This is a genomic window from Streptomyces sp. NPDC003943 (genome assembly GCF_053605265.1).
Genome location: NZ_JBSGIW010000012.1, coordinates 100,904 through 117,199, shown reverse-complemented (window position 1 = coordinate 117,199; position 16,296 = coordinate 100,904). Strand labels below are relative to the sequence as shown.

General features: G+C 73.2%; 14 protein-coding genes and 2 tRNA genes. 13 read left to right on the top strand and 3 right to left on the bottom strand.

All coding sequences use genetic code 11. The features are described 5' to 3' along the window. Together ACWEV0_RS08015 and ACWEV0_RS08010 are read right to left on the bottom strand one after the other, a co-directional pair. Positions 1–2,056, bottom strand: a 2,056-nt coding sequence (locus ACWEV0_RS08015; protein ID WP_453147474.1) for a PAS domain S-box protein, incomplete at its 3' end; no start/stop codon positions are given. 185 nt (positions 2,057–2,241) lie between these two features. Next, positions 2,242–2,679: an SSI family serine proteinase inhibitor gene (locus ACWEV0_RS08010; RefSeq protein ID WP_453147473.1), complete on the bottom strand. Its 438-nt coding sequence runs from the start codon at positions 2,677–2,679 to the stop codon at positions 2,242–2,244. Positions 2,680–2,915: 236 nt separating this feature from the next. Here ACWEV0_RS08010 and ACWEV0_RS08005 point away from each other — a divergent pair. Next, positions 2,916–3,006 (top strand) — tRNA-Ser (locus tag ACWEV0_RS08005). A 315-nt stretch (positions 3,007–3,321) separates the two neighbouring features. Then, positions 3,322–3,394: transfer RNA gene (locus ACWEV0_RS08000), tRNA-Arg, on the top strand. A gap of 117 nt (positions 3,395–3,511) precedes the next feature. Here ACWEV0_RS08000 and ACWEV0_RS07995 read toward each other — a convergent pair. Next, on the bottom strand, positions 3,512–3,889 hold the full coding sequence (locus tag ACWEV0_RS07995) for a hypothetical protein (RefSeq protein ID WP_453147472.1): 378 nt from the start codon (positions 3,887–3,889) through the stop codon (positions 3,512–3,514). 269 nt (positions 3,890–4,158) lie between these two features. Between ACWEV0_RS07995 and ACWEV0_RS07990 the strand changes: the two genes are divergently transcribed. From ACWEV0_RS07990 to ACWEV0_RS07940, 11 genes are all read left to right on the top strand, one after another. Further along, complete coding sequence (locus tag ACWEV0_RS07990; RefSeq protein WP_453147470.1) at positions 4,159–4,764, top strand: histone deacetylase; 606 nt, start codon at positions 4,159–4,161, stop codon at positions 4,762–4,764. A 56-nt stretch (positions 4,765–4,820) separates the two neighbouring features. Next, the gene (locus ACWEV0_RS07985; protein ID WP_453147468.1) at positions 4,821–5,651 is read left to right on the top strand and encodes a BRO-N domain-containing protein; all 831 of its coding nucleotides are present in this window, start codon (positions 4,821–4,823) and stop codon (positions 5,649–5,651) included. Positions 5,652–5,689: 38 nt separating this feature from the next. Further along, positions 5,690–6,553, top strand: coding sequence for a DUF2797 domain-containing protein (locus ACWEV0_RS07980; protein WP_453147466.1), 864 nt, complete (start codon positions 5,690–5,692; stop codon positions 6,551–6,553). 199 nt (positions 6,554–6,752) lie between these two features. Continuing rightward, positions 6,753–7,088, top strand: coding sequence for an antibiotic biosynthesis monooxygenase family protein (locus ACWEV0_RS07975; RefSeq protein WP_453147465.1), 336 nt, complete (start codon positions 6,753–6,755; stop codon positions 7,086–7,088). Then, the gene (locus tag ACWEV0_RS07970) at positions 7,075–7,992 is read left to right on the top strand and encodes an amidohydrolase family protein (protein ID WP_453147464.1); all 918 of its coding nucleotides are present in this window, start codon (positions 7,075–7,077) and stop codon (positions 7,990–7,992) included. Before ACWEV0_RS07975 ends, ACWEV0_RS07970 begins: the two co-directional genes overlap by 14 nt. Before the next feature lie 19 nt (positions 7,993–8,011). Next, positions 8,012–8,779: a response regulator transcription factor gene (locus ACWEV0_RS07965; protein WP_453147462.1), complete on the top strand. Its 768-nt coding sequence runs from the start codon at positions 8,012–8,014 to the stop codon at positions 8,777–8,779. Between the two features lie 72 nt (positions 8,780–8,851). Beyond that, positions 8,852–10,372 carry a sensor histidine kinase gene (locus tag ACWEV0_RS07960; RefSeq protein WP_453147488.1) on the top strand — a complete coding sequence of 507 codons (1,521 nt, stop codon included), beginning with the start codon at positions 8,852–8,854 and terminating at the stop codon, positions 10,370–10,372. 63 nt (positions 10,373–10,435) lie between these two features. Then, the gene (locus ACWEV0_RS07955; protein ID WP_453147460.1) at positions 10,436–11,704 is read left to right on the top strand and encodes a glycosyltransferase; all 1,269 of its coding nucleotides are present in this window, start codon (positions 10,436–10,438) and stop codon (positions 11,702–11,704) included. Next, positions 11,701–13,812, top strand: a complete 2,112-nt coding sequence (locus ACWEV0_RS07950; protein WP_453147458.1) for a glycosyltransferase family 39 protein — start codon at positions 11,701–11,703, stop codon at positions 13,810–13,812. Before ACWEV0_RS07955 ends, ACWEV0_RS07950 begins: the two co-directional genes overlap by 4 nt. An 86-nt stretch (positions 13,813–13,898) precedes the next feature. Further along, positions 13,899–15,422, top strand: coding sequence for an MFS transporter (locus ACWEV0_RS07945; RefSeq protein WP_453147457.1), 1,524 nt, complete (start codon positions 13,899–13,901; stop codon positions 15,420–15,422). Positions 15,423–15,461: 39 nt separating this feature from the next. Continuing rightward, complete coding sequence (locus tag ACWEV0_RS07940; RefSeq protein WP_453147455.1) at positions 15,462–16,235, top strand: TetR/AcrR family transcriptional regulator; 774 nt, start codon at positions 15,462–15,464, stop codon at positions 16,233–16,235. Positions 16,236–16,296 lie beyond the last annotated feature (61 nt).

Sequence of the window (16,296 nt, the reverse complement as noted above, 5' to 3'; positions counted from 1 at the left end):
GCCCCGCCGCGGACGACCTGCGACTCGGCGACCGCGTCTGGTTCCGGCACGCCAAGGCGGGCGAACTGTGCGCCGGGGCGGGCACGGGCGCGGCCTCGGCGGGCACGCCCTGCGGCGGGACGGCCGCGCCGAGCGCCGGCCGGGCCTGCGCGCCCTCGGCGGCGGTCACGACGGCGCCCTCGGCGGGCCGGCCACGGCGTCGCCCGGTCCCAGAGGCGTCCGTACCGGTGGTGTTCTGGGCCGGGATCAGCTCGTGCGGCGTACCGGCGGCCGGGGTGTCGTCCATGCGGCCGCGGCGGCGCCCGGTCGGCTGCGCGTTCTCCGGAGCGAGCGGGCTCTCCAGGAACGCGTCCGTGGAGGCCCGGCGGGCACGCCGGCGGCCGCTGCCGAGGGTGGCGTCGGAGGACGCCTGAGCGGGCAGCGAGGGAAGGGCGGGCAGCGCGAGCTGCTCGGAGCCCTCCTCCTTCGCGGGCTCCGGCTCGGGCTCGGGCTCCGCGGGGACGGTCCCCCGCCCGGCGCCGATCGGCACCTCGACGACGTACGCGCCGCCGGCCGTCCCGGGCACCTCGTGGGTCTGCACGACACCGCCGTGCGCGGCGACGATCCCGCGCACGACGGGCTGGTGGACGGGGTCGCCGCCCGTGTACGGGCCGCGGACCTCGATCCGTACGACGTCACCGCGCTGGGCGGCGGCGACGACGATCGTGGAGTCGCCGGACGCCTCGCCCGGCGTGGCCTTGCTCTTGCCGGTGGCGTCGACGCCGGCCACGTCCGCGACGAGGTGCGCGAGCGCGGTGCTGAGGCGCCCGGCGTCCACCTCGGCCTCGATCGGCGGCGCGTGCACGGCGAACTGCGCCCGCCCGGGCCCGATCAGCTCGACGGCCGCGTCGATGCCGCCCGTGACGATGCCGTGGAGCAGGGCGGGGGCCTTCGCCAGCTCCTCGGCGCCGGAGTCGAGGCGCTGGTAGCCGAGGACGTTGTCGACGAGGGTGGTCATCCGGGTGTAGCCGGCGGCCAGATGGTGCAGCACCTGGTTGGCCTCGGGCCACAGCTGCCCGGCGTCGTCGGCGGCGAGGGTGCCGAGTTCGGTGCGCAGCTCCTCCAGGGGCCCGCGCAGCGACTCGGCGAGCACGGCGGTCAGCTGCTCGTGCCGGGCGGCGAGCGCCTCGTACCGCTCCTTCTGCTGCTCCAGCTCGGTCGCGTGCCGCTCGGCGCGGTCGGCGAGCTCGACGGCGTGCTTCTCGACCAGCTGCTCGTACGGCCTGCGGTCGGTGAAGGTCATGACGGCGCCGACGAGCTGGTCCCCGTCCCGTACCGGCGCGGTGGTCAGGTCGACCGGCACCCGGTCGCCGCTCTTCGCCCACAGCACCTGGCCGCGGACCCGGTGCTTGCGCCCGGACTTGAGCGTGTCGGCGAGCGGCGACTCCTCGTACGGGAACTCGGTGCCGTCCGGGCGCTTGGCGAGGATCAGCGGGTGCAGCTCGGCGCCGCCCAGCTCGCCGGCCCGGTAGCCGAGGATCTGCGCGAAGGCCGGGTTCACGAGGACCACGCGGCCCTCGGTGTCCGTGCCGACGACGCCCTCGGACGCGGCGCGCAGGATCATCTCCGTCTGGCGCTGGGAGCGGGCGAGTTCGGCCTCGGTGTCGACGGTGCCGGTGAGGTCGCGCACGACCAGCATGAGCAGTTCGTCGCCGGTGTAGCCGCTGTACGAGTCGTACGCCTCGCGCCCGTCCTCCAGGCTGGCGCTGGTCACCTCGACCGGGAACTCGCTGCCGTCCGTGCGGCGCGCGATCATCCGGCTCGGGCGGGTACGGCCCCGGTCGTCGGCCGGGTCGGGCCGGCGCATCGAACCGGGGATGAGCCGCGAGTCGAACTCCGGCAGCAGATCGAGCAGCCCGCGCCCGACGAGCGCGGTGCCGGGCGTCTCGAACATGCCGAGCGCGATGGTGTTGGCGTTGACGACCGTGCCGTTGCAGTTGACGAGGACGAGGCCGTCGGGGAGCGCGTCGAGTATGGCGGCGAGGCGAGCAGCGCCTCGGGATGGCCTGCTGCTCACGAGACGCTTCCTCCCTGAACCCACTGCCTGCATGTGCCTGCAGCCCTTGCCTGGTGCGTGGTGCCTGGTGCCTGTGACGGGGGCCGACGGGCCCCTATCTTGCCGCCGGGGGCCCCGGCCTGTCACGGAGGGAGTCTAAGGGAGGACAGCCCTCCGCCTGGGGACACGGGGTGCGGGTTCGGTGATCAGCCCTTGACGTGCGGAAGGACGGGGCGGAGGTTCTCCCAGCGGTCGATCTCGCAGCCGTTCGCGCGGGAGAAGTGGGCGTCGACGCTCCGCCCCTGCCAGTTCCCGGTGATGTGCGCGGTGGCCGGGCCGCCGTACTGCTCCGTGCACATCTGCCCCTCCGGCACCGCCGCGAACGGATCGTCCCCGCCCGCCCGGGTCAGCTGCTCGAGCCGCTTGCACGCGTTCTCCGCCGCCGGATGCGTCCCGCCCGGCGCCGTCCCCTCGTTCCCTCCGCACTCCAGCCGGAACGTCCCGTCCGCCTCCGCGTACCCGCTGCGCTCGATGCTCACCGTCAGCGAGGTGGCCGGCGCCGGCGCCGAGAGCAGCGGCAGCGGCAGCGGCCCGACCCCGACGGCGGAGGCGGCGACGGTCGCGAGGAGAAGAGGGCTGAGCATGCGGACTCCTGTCGGATGGCGGGACGGGGCGTGCCCGTACGGCGTTCTTCCCTCACTAACGCTCCCGCCCCGGCTCCGTTGCGCAACCGGGACGCGCCGACCGGGCGGGGGGCACGCGGGCCGCCCAGGGCTTTGCCCTCGGCCCCCGCCGCCTAGTACGGTGATAAGCGATTGGTGGCGCACGGTTCGTCTGTGTCATCATCTGCACGCACCACTCGCGTACGCGCGGGGTGCATGGAGGCGTCGCCTAGTCCGGTCTATGGCGCCGCACTGCTAATGCGGTTTGGGTCTTAAAGCCCATCGAGGGTTCAAATCCCTCCGCCTCCGCAGAACGATCGAAGCCCCGGCCCTTGTGGCCGGGGCTTCGATCGTTTTCACGCGGTGCCCTCTTCACGTAGTCACGTAGTGCCCTCGCGAGGCGATGGTGTGACCCCGGTCTCTTTCCGCTCGTTTCCGGCCCCCGAGGTGCTTCCGCTTCGGGTCGCAGACCCTCCGGGTGACTCCGCCGTGCAGGGCGTTTCCGCAGGTCAGAGGGGGTGCGGCCAATGGATTTCACATGACGCCGGGACTCATGTAATGTTCTTCCTGTCGCCGGGACAGCGGGCCGAAAGGCCGGGAAACGGAGACAAAAACTAAAAACAAGCACTCGTAGCTTAACGGATAGAGCATCTGACTACGGATCAGAAGGTTGCAGGTTCGAATCCTGCCGAGTGCACAGAGTCGAGAGGCCCGGACGAGAGTCCGGGCCTTTTGCGTTGTGCAGGCTACCGCGGACGCGCCGGACGGCGCGGCCGCCAGTGGCCGGTGAGGAGGCCGCCGCCCTGAACCGGGATCAGCCGAGCAGACGCACGAAGCCGCCACGGGTCGCGGGGTCGTGTGCGACCGCGCGGACGTCTGTCGGGGCGGGAAGGGTGGGCGTGGAGAGGACGAGCGCGCCGCCCGCGTGTTCCGCGTCCGCGCACCAGTCGGCGATTGCTCCGTCGCCGACGAGCGGGGCGACGAAGGCCGGGATCATCACGCCCAGGTCCCCCGGGCCGTCCACGATGCACAGGGTGAGCTTGGGGACCAGGCCCCAGCCGTCGAGGGGCGGGACCTCGGCGTCCGGGGCGAAGGCGAAGGGCGGGAGGGCGTCGTGGAGGGCGGACTCGGCGAGGATGAGGGCCGGGGTGGTGCCACGGACGAAGAGCGTGGATTCAGGAGGCTGCAACATGGGGCCACTGTCGCATGCGGGGCCAGCTTCGATCCCATGAGCGAGGGGAGTTGGCGCCGGGGGAAAAGGGCCCTGGTGGCCACCTTCGGCGCCCTCGTCGTCGCCGTGGCGAGCGTCGTCCTGGCAAGGCGCGTCGGGGACCGGCGGACGGCCGTCGCCGGGAGCGACCGGGATCCCTTCGACAGGGCCGTGCCCGCCCGTCGGCCGCCACGCCCGCCCTCCTACGGCTGTCGCAAGCGCCGTCGTCCCAGGCGGTAGCGTCCGGCGGCATGGTCGCCGAGGTCTGGTACGTCGCTTACGGGTCGAACATGTGCGGGGCGCGGCTCCGCCGCTATCTGGCGCGGTGCCGGGACCGGTGCGAGCCGCGGGAGTCGCGGGCGGTGGTGGTGCCGGGGGCGGTGTACTTCGCGACCGAGTCGGCGGTGTGGGGCGGCGGGCGCGGGTTCTACGACCCGGGGGCGGACGGGGTCGTGTGGGCGCGGGCGCATCTGCTGACCGCCGGGCAGTTCTCGGACATCGCCGCGCAGGAGATGTACCGGGAGGTGGCGGAGGACGGGGACCTGGATCTGAGCGAGGTCGTGTCGTGTGGGCGGGTGGAGTTCGGGACCGGGCGGTACGAGACGGTGGTGTGCGCCGGGGAGCTCGACGGGGTGCCGATGCTGACGTTCACCGCGCCGTGGGCGATGGACGAGGTGGAGCACCGGGAGCCCTCGGAGGCGTATCTGCGGCAGCTCGTGGCCGGGTTGCGGGAGGCCGGGGCATGGAGCGCGGACGAGATCGCCGGCTACCTCGCGGCCCGGCCGGGGGCGGTGGGGCGGTGGTCGGCCGAGGAGATTCTTGGGATCGCTCCCACACCTTCGGGTGAACCGGGCTGATTTCCATGTCAGTTGAATATGCCCTCGGCTTAACGTGCAGACGGAGGTGAAGTCCGATGAACGCCACCGATGCCATCGACGTCGACGACTTCGTGTACGCCGCCACCGGAGCGCGGCTCCGCAGGCTCACGCTGCCGGACGGGACGCACTGGTTCCCCGCCGTCGACGCGGCCCGCCAACTCGGGTACGCCAGCGCCCGCCAGGCCCTCCGGGCCCATGTCGCCCCCGCACTCCACACCACCGTCGCCGAACTGCCCACAGGCGACGACGGCGATGACGCCGGGCTGAAGGCCGCCACCCGGGTCGTCTGCCTCGAAGGGCTCGTCCAGCTCGTCAACGCCTCCACCCGCCCGGGCGCCGCGCCCTTCAAGGCCTGGGTCGCCGAGGTCGTCGCCGGGGTGCAGCGCGACGGTTCGTACGGCCTTGAGCTCTCGCCCCTCCGCGCGGCCGGGTTCGTCCTGCCGCAGCACCTCCTCGACGTCCTCGTGCGTCTGGAGGAGGGCAACCTCCGGCTCGACGAGGAGCAGACCGCCCTCCTCCGCGAGGCCGGCCGGGAACTCCACCGGATCGCCGAGTCCCTCCAACGCATCCCGCTTCCCGCGATCCCGGCCCAGCGCGGTGTCCCCGCCCTCACCTCCCAGGAGCTCCTCGACTCCTGGCGCGCCCGCAACCTCGTCGTCTGCGCCGACGTCCACGCCGTCGCCGCCTACCTCGCCCCCGCGCTCGTCCGCGGCGGCGTCCGCTACCGCCTCGAAGAGGTCGCCCGCCGCACCGGCCTCACCGCCGAGCGGGTCCGCGACTGCGTCCACGTGCTCGTCGAGCGCGGCTGCATGCGGTACGCGGGAAACGGTGGCACCGACGGTGGGCTGCTGTACGTGCTGCCCTGAACCCCCGCGTTGTCAGTGGGGCGTACGACACTGGACACATGGTCGGCATGGTCGTGTGGCGCAGCAAGGGCGTCTCCTGGCGCGACGGCGCCCCCGCCCTGCGCTGGGCGGGCGGTCGCGTCAGCCCGCTCGCGTACGGGCGGGACATCGCCTTCCGGGCCGTCGGCGAGCGGCACTGCGCCGGCGCCCGCGGCAACGCCTGTCCGCTGGCCGCCGTCGTGTCCGGGCGCAGCACGGGCGGGCGGTGCCCCGAGTGCGCGCGGCTCGACCGGGCGCACTCCGTGGCCGCCGACACGATCGCCGACGATCCGCGCCCGTACCGCGTGTACCTCGCCTGGTCGGGGCCCGGGATGGTGAAGGTCGGCATCACCGCCGAGGAGCGCGGCGACGCCCGGCTGCTCGAACAGGGCGCGGTCGCGTTCAGCTGGCTGGGGCGCGGGCCGCTCATGGCCGCGCGGCGGACCGAGGAGGTGCTGCGCCATGCGCTCGCCGTCCCCGACCGCGTGCCGTACGCCCGCAAGCGCGCCGTCCGGCACACCCTGCCGCCGGCCGCCGAGCGGGAGCGCGAGATCGGCGAGCTGTACGGGCGGGCGACCGGCGTCCCCGCCTGGGCGGAGACCCTGGAGGTGCTGCCCTGCGAGGTCCACGACCACGGGCGGCTCTTCGGGCTCGACGCCCTCACGTCGTACGCCGCCGCGGTCACCGAACTCGTCGACGGCGGCGTCGTCGCCGGCCGGCTCCTCGCCGCCGCCGGGCCCGACCTGCACCTCCTCGACCGCGCCGGGCGGACCGTCGTCCTCGACACCCGGCTGCTCACGGGCTGGGACCTCCGTCGCGCCGCCCCCGACGAGGCCGTGACCGTGCCCCTGGCCGGCGGCGAGAGCCAGGGAGCGCTGTTCTGAAGCCCGGAAGCCGAGACCTCCGGAAGCCCGGAAGCCCGGAAGCCCGAATGCCCGGCTGTCCGGATGCCCGGCTGTCCGGATGCCCGAACGCCCGGAAGCCCAGACGCCCTGAAGCCCCGTAGTCCTCAACCGTAAAGTCTTGGATCCCTTCGCCGGGCCCCCATGGACACCGGCCGCCCCGCCCCCGCAGGGTGATCACATGACCCAGAGCCTGGTGGCGGGCCTCGAACCGCCTTACTACACCGCTGTCTTCACCTCGATCCGGCCCGACGCCCCCGAGGGCTACGCCGAGACCGCCGCCCGTCTGAACGAGATCGTCAAGGACATCCCCGGCTTCCTCGGTTACGAGTCCGCCCGCACGCCCGGCGGCATCGGCATCACCGTCGCCTACTTCCGCGACGAGGCGGGCCTCACGGCCTGGCGGCAGAACGCGGAGCACGCCGCCGCCCAGCGGCGCGGCCGCGCGGAGTGGTACGACGCGTACAGCCTGCACATCGGGAAGGTCGAGCGGAGCTACAGCTTTGTCCGCGAGTGACGCGGCCGAGGTTCGCGCATGGGCCCGGCGCCTCGGGTTGCCCGGACTCGTCGACGTCCACACCCACTTCATGCCGCAGAACGTCCTCGACAAGGTGTGGGCCTACTTCGACTCCGCCGGGCCGCTCACCGGCCGCCCGTGGCCCATCACCTACCGCGCGGAGGAGGAGCGCCGGGTCGAGCTGCTGCGCGAGTTCGGGGTGATCGCCTTCACCTCGATGCTCTACCCGCACCGGCCCGGCATGGCGGCCTGGCTCAACGAGTGGGCCGCCGGCTTCGCCGCCCGCACCCCCGGCTGTCTGCACACCGCCACCCTCTTCCCCGAACCCGAGGCCGCCGGCTACGTCCGCCGGGCCCTCGACGAGGGCGCCCGCGTCTTCAAGGTGCACGTCCAGGTCGGCGACTTCGACCCCGGCGACCCGCTCCTCGACGACGTGTGGGGGCTGCTCGAAGAGACGGGGACACCCGTCGTCATCCACTGCGGCTCCGGTCCCGCGCCCGGCGCGCACACCGGCCCGGCGCCGATCGCGGCGCTCCTCGCCCGCCGTCCCCGCCTGCGGCTGATCGTCGCGCACATGGGCATGCCGGAGTACGGGGAGTTCCTGGACCTCGCCGAGCGGTACGAGGGCGTCCACCTCGACACCACCATGGCCTTCACCGACTTCGCCGAAGAGCTCGCGCCCTTCCCGGTGGAGGAACACAAACGGCTCCAGGGCCTCGGGGACCGGATCCTGCTCGGCACCGACTTCCCCAACATCCCCTATCCGTACGGGCACCAGCTCCACGCCCTCGAACGGCTCGGCTTCGGCGACGACTGGCTCCGGGCTGTCTGCCACGACAACGCCGTGCGCCTCTTCTCGCTTTCTCAGGAAATTCACAGGGAAGCGAAAGAAACGTCTCAGTAGCCGTGGACACCTTGGTCGCATGACTGCTGCGACCACTTCCCGCTCGCGGACCACCTCGCGGACCACCTCGCGGACCACCTCGCGCACCGCCGCCGATGCCTCCACCGTCCGCGTCCTCGTCGTGGACGACGAGGCGTCGCTCGCCGAGCTCCTGTCGATGGCCCTGCGCTACGAGGGCTGGCAGGTGCACAGCGCGGGCGACGGGGCCGGCGCGCTGCGGACCGCGCGGAGCTTCCGGCCCGACGTCGTCGTGCTCGACATGATGCTGCCCGACATGGACGGGCTGTCGGTCCTCGGGCGGCTGCGGCGTGAGCTGCCCGACGTGCCGGTGCTGTTCCTGACGGCGAAGGACGCCGTCGAGGACCGGATCGCCGGGCTGACGGCGGGCGGCGACGACTACGTCACCAAGCCGTTCAGTCTGGAGGAGGTGGTGGCCCGGCTGCGCGGGCTCATCCGGCGCTCCGGGGCCATGCAGGCGCGCAGCGAGTCGCTGCTCACGGTCGGCGACCTCACCCTGGACGAGGACAGCCACGAGGTGACCCGGGGCGGCGACTCGATCCACCTCACCGCCACCGAGTTCGAGCTGCTGCGCTATCTGATGCGCAACCCGCGCCGGGTGCTCAGCAAGGCGCAGATCCTGGACCGGGTGTGGTCGTACGACTTCGGCGGCCAGGCGAACGTCGTCGAGCTCTACATCTCCTACCTGCGGCGGAAGATCGACGCCGGGCGCGAGCCGATGATCCACACCCGGCGCGGGGCCGGCTATCTGATCAAGGCGGCGGAGTAGCGAGCCGTGCCCCTGATCCCCCGGCGGCCCCGGTCGGCGACCGCCCGGCGCCTGTTCCCCCGGCGGCCGGTTCTGCAAGGTCTGGCTCCCCGGCGCCTGATCCCCCGGCGGCCCTGGTCGCTGCGCACCCGGCTCGTCCTCTCCGCCGTCGGACTGATCGCGGTCGTCTGCGCCGTCATCGGGACGGTGACGACGATCGCGTTCCGGTCGTACCTCTACGAGCAGGTCGACCGGCAGGTGCAGGAGGTCGCCAACCGGGCCGCCGGGCCGCCTGCCTCCGCGCCCGGTCCCAGCCTCGGGCCGGGCCGCTCCGGGGCCCCGCTGGGCTTCGTCATCGGGCCCGGCGCGCCGCTCGGGACGGTCGGCGCCCGGGTGGAGGACGGGGAGGTGACGTCCGCGGACGTCTCCGTGGCGCCGCCGGAAGGGGTGTACGGGCCGCTGTACGTACGCCACCAGCTCGACGCCGGCCAGCTCGCCGCGCTCGCCGCCGCACCCCGTGACGGCGACCCGCACACCGTGGCGCTGCCGGGCGGCCTCGGGGACTACCGGGTCGTCTACGGGACCGGCAAGAACGGCGACTTCCTCATCGGCATCCCGCTGACCGGACTCCAGGACTCCCTCTCCACGCTGATCGTCGTCGAGCTGAGCGTGACCGCCGCCGGGCTCGTCGCCGCCTCGCTCGCCGGGACCGTGCTCGTCCGGGTCGCGCTGCGGCCGCTGCGGCGGGTGGCCGCGACGGCGGCCGAGGTCGCCGGGCTGCCGCTGCACAGCGGTGAGGTGGCGCTCGACCACCGGGTGCCGGAGGCCGAGGCGGATCCGCGCACGGAGGTCGGGCAGGTCGGCGTGGCGATCAACCACATGCTCGACCACGTGCATTCGGCGCTCGACGCCCGGCAGCGGAGCGAGACCCGCGTCCGTCAGTTCGTCGCGGACGCCAGCCATGAGCTGCGCACGCCGCTGGCCTCGATCCGGGGGTACGCGGAGCTGACCCGGCGCGGTCGTGAGGAGCAGGGGCCCGACACCCGGCACGCGCTCGGGCGGATCGAGTCCGAGGCCGTCCGCATGACGGGCCTGGTGGAGGACCTGCTGCTGCTCGCCCGGCTCGACAACGGACGCCCGCTCTCGTACGAGAGCACTGATCTCGCCCTGCTCGTCGTGGACGCCCTCTCCGACGCCCGCGCCGCCGGACCCGACCACCGCTGGCGCCTCGAACTCCCCGAGGGCGAGGCCGCGGTGAAGATCCACGCCGACGGTGCCCGGCTCCACCAGGTCCTGGTCAACCTGCTCGCCAACGCCCGCACCCACACCCCGCCCGGCACCACCGTCACCGCCCGGCTGCGCGAGACCGCCGGCCACGCGGTCGTGGAGGTCGAGGACGACGGACCGGGCATCCCGGCCGACCTGCTGCCCTCCGTCTTCGAACGGTTCGCGCGCGGCGACGCCTCGCGGTCGCGAGCCGACGGAAGCGCCGGCAGTACGGGCCTGGGCCTGGCCATCGTCCGGGCCGTCACCCTCGCCCACGGCGGCGAGGTGACCGTCGACAGCGCGCCCGGCCGCACCGTCTTCGCCGTGAGCATCCCGCGCCGGCGCTGAACTCACAGGCCCGCCACAGGCTCAGCACACGGTCGTGACAGCCGCCGCGTCGAGCCTCTGACCATGCGAACGCTTCCCGCGCGGGAGCACCTTCCCGTGGGCGCGGCCGGCGGTCCCAGCCGCCGGCCCGTCCTCGACGTGGTGATTCCCGTCTACAACGAGGAGAAGGACCTGGAGCCGTGCGTGCTGCGGCTCCACGACCACCTCTCCCGCACCTTCCCGTACGCCTTCCGCATCACGGTCGCCGACAACGCCTCCACCGACTCCACCCCCGAGGTGGCCCGGGTGCTCGCCGCCCGCCTCCCGGACGCCGTCCGCTCCGTGCGCCTGGAGGAGAAGGGCCGCGGCCGGGCGCTCCGTACGGTCTGGTCGGCCTCGGACGCACCGGTCCTCGCGTACATGGACGTGGACCTGTCCACCGACCTCAACGCACTGCTCCCGCTCGTCGCCCCGCTCATCTCCGGCCACTCCGACCTGGCGATCGGCTCGCGGCTCGCCCGCTCCTCCCGGGTCGTGCGCGGGCCGAAGCGGGAGTTCGTCTCCCGCGCCTACAACCTGATCCTGCGCGGCTCGCTCGCCGCCCGTTTCTCGGACGCCCAGTGCGGCTTCAAGGCGATCCGGCGGGAGGTGGCCGAGCGGCTGCTGCCGATGGTCGAGGACTCGGGGTGGTTCTTCGACACCGAGATGCTGGTGCTCGCCGAGCGGGCCGGGCTGCGGATCCACGAGGTGCCGGTCGACTGGGTCGACGACCCGGACTCGACCGTGCACATCGTCCGTACCGCCGCCGAGGACCTGAAGGGCGTGCTGCGGGTGGGGCGGGCGCTCGCGACCGGGTCGCTGCCGCTCGACCGGCTGGCCCGGCCGTTCGGCGACGACCCGCGCGACCGCGAACTGACCGGCGTGCCGGGCGGTCTCGCCCGCCAGCTGGTCGGCTTCTGTGTGATCGGCGCCCTCTCCACGCTCTTCTACCTGGGCCTCTACTCCCTCTTCCGGCTCGGCGCCGGCCCCCAGCTCGCCAACGCCGCCGCCCTCCTCGTGTCCGCCGTCGCCAACACGGCCGCCAACCGTCGCCTCACCTTCGGCGTCCGCGGCCGGGAGCGCGCCGCCCGCCACCAGGCGCAGGGCCTCGTCGTCTTCGGCATCGGCCTCGCCCTGACCAGCGGCTCGCTCCTCGCCCTGGACGCGGCGACCGGCGACCCGGCGCACTCGACCGAACTCGCCGTGCTGATCGTCGCCAACCTCGCCGCGACCGTCGTGCGCTTCCTCCTCTTCCGCCTCTGGGTCTTCCCGGCCCCGGAGCGTTCCCAGAACCAGAACAGGACGACTCGATGAATCCGCCGAACGCACGGCTCCGCCGCCTCTGGCGCGGGCGGCCCGAGGACGCGCCCTGGGTGCGGCCCGCCTTCCTGGGCCTGCTCCTCGCCACCGCCGCCCTCTACCTGTGGAACCTGAGCGCCGGCGGCTACGCCAACTCCTTCTACTCCGCGGCCGTCCAGGCCGGCAGCCAGAGCTGGAAGGCGTTCTTCTTCGGCTCGCTCGACGCGGCCAACGCCATCACCGTCGACAAGCCGCCGGCCGCGCTCTGGCCGATGGCCCTGTCCGTGCGGCTCTTCGGGCTCGGCTCCTGGCAGATCCTCGTGCCCGAGGTGCTGATGGGCGTCGCCACGGTCGCCGTCCTGTACGCGGCGGTCCGCCGCCGTTTCGGCGCGGGCGCCGGCCTGCTCGCGGGCGCGGTCCTCGCGCTCACTCCGGTCGCCGCGCTGATGTTCCGCTTCAACAACCCGGACGCGCTGCTCGCGCTCCTGATGACCGTCGCCGTCTACTGCGTCCTGCGCGCCCTGGAGCTGGACGAGGGCGCGGGGCGGTGGCTGGTGTGGGCCGGGGTGGCGCTCGGGTTCGCGTTCCTCGCCAAGACCCTGCAGGCGTTCCTGATCCTGCCGGCGCTCGCGCTGGTGTACGTGGTGTGCGCGCCGGGCGGCCTGGCGCGGCGGCTCGGGCGGCTCGGCCTGGGCGGGCTCGCGCTCCTCGGTTCGGCGGGCTGGTGGGTGGCCCTGGTCGAACTGTGGCCGGCGTCCTCCCGCCCGTACATCGGGGGCTCGCAGAAGAACAGCTTCCTGGAGCTCACCTTCGGCTACAACGGACTCGGCCGGCTCAACGGCGACGAGGTCGGCAGCGTGGGCGGCGGCGGCAAGGGCGGCCCGGGCCGGATGACGGTCGACCTGCCGGCCGGCATGGAGCTGCCCGGGCGTGGCGGCGGCATGGGCGGCGGCTGGGGCGAGACGGGCCTCGGGCGCGTGTTCAACGAGCAGCTCGGCGGCCAGATCTCCTGGCTGCTCCCGGCCGCGCTGATCCTCCTCGTCGCCGGGCTCGTGGTGACCTGGCGGGCGGCGCGCACGGACACGGCCCGCTCGGCGTTCCTGGTGTGGGGCGGCTCGCTGCTGCTCACGACGGGCGTGTTCAGCTTCATGGCCGGCATCTTCCACGAGTACTACACGGTGGCCATGGCCCCGTACCTCGCCGCCCTCATCGGCATGGGCGCGGCGGTGCTGTGGGAGGAACGGGGCCGCTTCCTCGCCTCCGCGACCCTGGCGGCGACGGTCGCGGTGACGGCGGTGTGGGGCTGGCTGCTCCTCGGCCGTACGCCCGACTGGCAGCCGTGGCTGCGCTGGCCGGTGCTCGTGGCCGGTGCTCTGGCCGCTGTCGGGCTGCTCTTCGCGGGCCGGACCGACCGTCGGCTCGGCCTCGCGGCGGCGGGACTCGCCGTCGCGGCCGGACTCGCGGGCCCGTTCGCGTACACCCTCAGCACGCTCGGCGAGGGCCACCAGGGCTCGATCGTGACGGCGGGCCCGGGCGGGATGCGCGGCCCCGGCGGGCAGAGGATGCCTGGCAACGGCCGGATGCTCGTCCTGTACGGGCCGGGGCCGGGCGGCGGTCAGGGCATGGGGCAGCCCCCGGCGGGCGGTCAGGCTCCCGGCGTGCCCGGCGGCGCGCCCGGAGGCACGCCCGGCGGGCCCGGCGGTGTGCCCGGAGGCGCCCCCGGCGGTCCCGGCGGCGAGAACCAGGGCGGCCCCGGCGGAATCGGCGGTCTCCTCAACGGCCCGACCGTCGGCACCGAGGCCAAGCGGAAGCTGCTCGCCGACGCCGACTCCTACACCTGGGTCGCCGCCGCCGTCGGCTCGCAGAACGCCGCCGGCTATCAACTGGCCACCGAGAAGCCGGTGATGGCGATCGGCGGCTTCAACGGCAGCGACCCGTCACCGACCCTCGCGCAGTTCAAGCAGTACGTGGCGGAGGGGCGGATCCACTACTTCATCGCGTCGGGCGGCGGTTTCGGCGGCGGCATGGGCGGCGGGAGCGCGATCAGCTCCTGGGTCGAGTCCACCTTCGAGAAGGTCACCGTCGGCAGCGCCACCTTCTACGACCTGACCAGCAGGAAGTAGCCCGCGAGAAAAAACCCCTATACAGCGTAAGAGAGCTCCTATACGGTGTACGAGAACTCGCCTCGTACACCGTATAAGGAGTTGCCATGACGGCGTCGACCGCCGCGAACGAACCGGCCGCCACCGGCGGCCACCCGCAGCGCTGGCTGATCCTCGGCGTCATCTGCCTGGCCCAGCTGACCGTGCTGCTCGACAACACCGTGCTCAGCGTCGCCATCCCGTCCCTCACCGCCGAACTCCACGCGTCCACCAGCGACATCCAGTGGATGATCAACGCGTACTCGCTCGTGCAGTCCGGTCTGCTGCTCACCGCCGGCAACGCCGCCGACCGCTACGGCCGCAAGAAGCTCCTCGCCCTCGGCCTCGCGCTCTTCGGCATCGGCTCGCTCACCGCCGGACTCGCCGACTCCACCGCCCAGTTGATCGCCGCGCGCGCCGGAATGGGCGTCGGCGGAGCGCTGTTGATGACCACCACGCTCGCCGTCGTCATGCAGATCTTCGACGACTCGCAGCGGGTCAAGGCCATCGCCGTCTGGGCCACCATCGGCTCCCTCGGCTTCGCCGCGGGCCCGCTGATCGGCGGCGCGATCCTCGACCACTTCTGGTGGGGGGCGATCTTCCTCGTCAACCTCCCGGTCGCGGTCATCGGCCTGGTCGCCGTGCTCAAGCTCGTCCCGGAGTCGAAGAACCCGCAGGGCGAGCGCCCGGACCTGCTCGGCGCGCTGCTCTCCACCATCGGCATGGCCTCGGTCGTCTACGCGATCATCTCCGGCCCGACCCACGGCTGGACCTCCGCGCAGGTCCTCGTCCCGGCCGCGATCGGCATCGCCGTGCTCGGTGCCTTCGCGTGGTGGGAGCTGCGCATCCCGTACCCGATGCTCGACATGCACTTCTTCCGCAACCAGAAGTTCGTGGGCGCGGTCGCCGGCGCGATCCTGGTGATGCTCGGCATGGGCGGTTCGCTCTTCCTGCTCACCCAGCACCTGCAGTTCGTGCTCGGTTACGAGCCGCTGGAGGCCGGTCTGCGGATGGCGCCGCTCGCGCTCACCATCGTCGTGCTCAACCTCTCCGGCATCGGCCCGAAGCTCGTCATGAAGATCGGTACGCCGCCGGCGGTGGCGCTCGGCCTGTCGCTCGTGGCCGCCGGTCTGACCTCGATCGCCGTGCTCGGCGGCGGCACCGACGGCTCGTACGGCGGCATGCTGCTCGGCCTGGTCCTGATGGGCGCGGGCATCGCGCTTTCCAACCCGGCCATGGCCAACGCCATCATGAGCGCCATCCCGCCGGAGAAGGCCGGCGTCGGCGCCGGCGTCAACGGCACCCTCGCCGAGTTCGGCAACGGCCTCGGCGTCGCCATCCTCGGCGCCGTCCTCAACGCCCGCTTCGCCGCGCTCGTCACCGTCACCGCGACCTCCCTCCCGGCCGCCCTGGCCGCTGCGGGCAGCGACGCCGAGCGCGCCCAGATCCACGACGCCTTCGCCACCGGCCTCCAGACCAGCCAGCTGGTCGGCGCGGTCGCCGTCTTCGCCGGCGGTCTGCTCGCCGCGGCCCTGCTCAAGCGGGCCGAGCGGGCCGAGGCACGGGCGGAGCAGCACGAGATGGCTGCCTAGCATGGTCGGGAACCACTGAGCAGACGGAGGAACGCGACCATGGTGAAGGCAGCGGACAGGGCCAAGAACCCGGCGCGTTCCAGCGTCTGGCTGGAGAACCGGGCCGCCCGCAGCGGCGGCGGCCCGGCCGGGCTCGACCGGGACCGGATCGTCGCCACCTCGATCCGGATGCTCGACGAGGAGGGCCTGGCCAAGCTGTCGATGCGCAGGCTCGCCACCGAGCTGAACGTCACCGCGATGTCCCTCTACTGGTACGTGGACACCAAGGACGACATCATCGAGTACGCCATCGACACGGTGTACGGCGAGATCGACCTGGCCGTGGTGGCCGGCGCCGGCGGCTGGCGGGAGCGGATCCGGGCGCTCGCGCTCGACTACCGGCGGATGCTGGTGCGCCACCCCTGGATGTCGGCGGTCGCCGGCCAGTACCTCAACATCGGCCCGAACGCGCTCGCCGTCGGCGTGAAGATCCAGGAGGCGATCCGGGAGACCGGACTGCCGATCTCGCGCCAGCCGAGCGCGATGTCGGCGGTCTTCCAGTTCGTCTACGGCTACGGCACGATCGAGGGCCAGTTCAGCCGCGTGGCGCAGCAGGCCGGGATGTCGCAGGACGACTACTACACGGACTCGCTGAAGGCGTTCCGCGAGGACGAGAGCTTCATGGGCGCCCTTGAGGAGATGACCGAGATCCTCGACGAGCGCCAGTCGCACGGCAGCGTCACCGAGATCTGGGACCGGGACTTCGACTACGCGCTCGACGTGCTGGTGGCGGGCATCGAGGTCATGGTCGAGCGCAGCCGCAACGAGAAATGACGGAGCGGCGGGCCGTCCCCTGCCCGCCGCTCCGTACCGAACCCGGCCGCGCCTCCGCTCG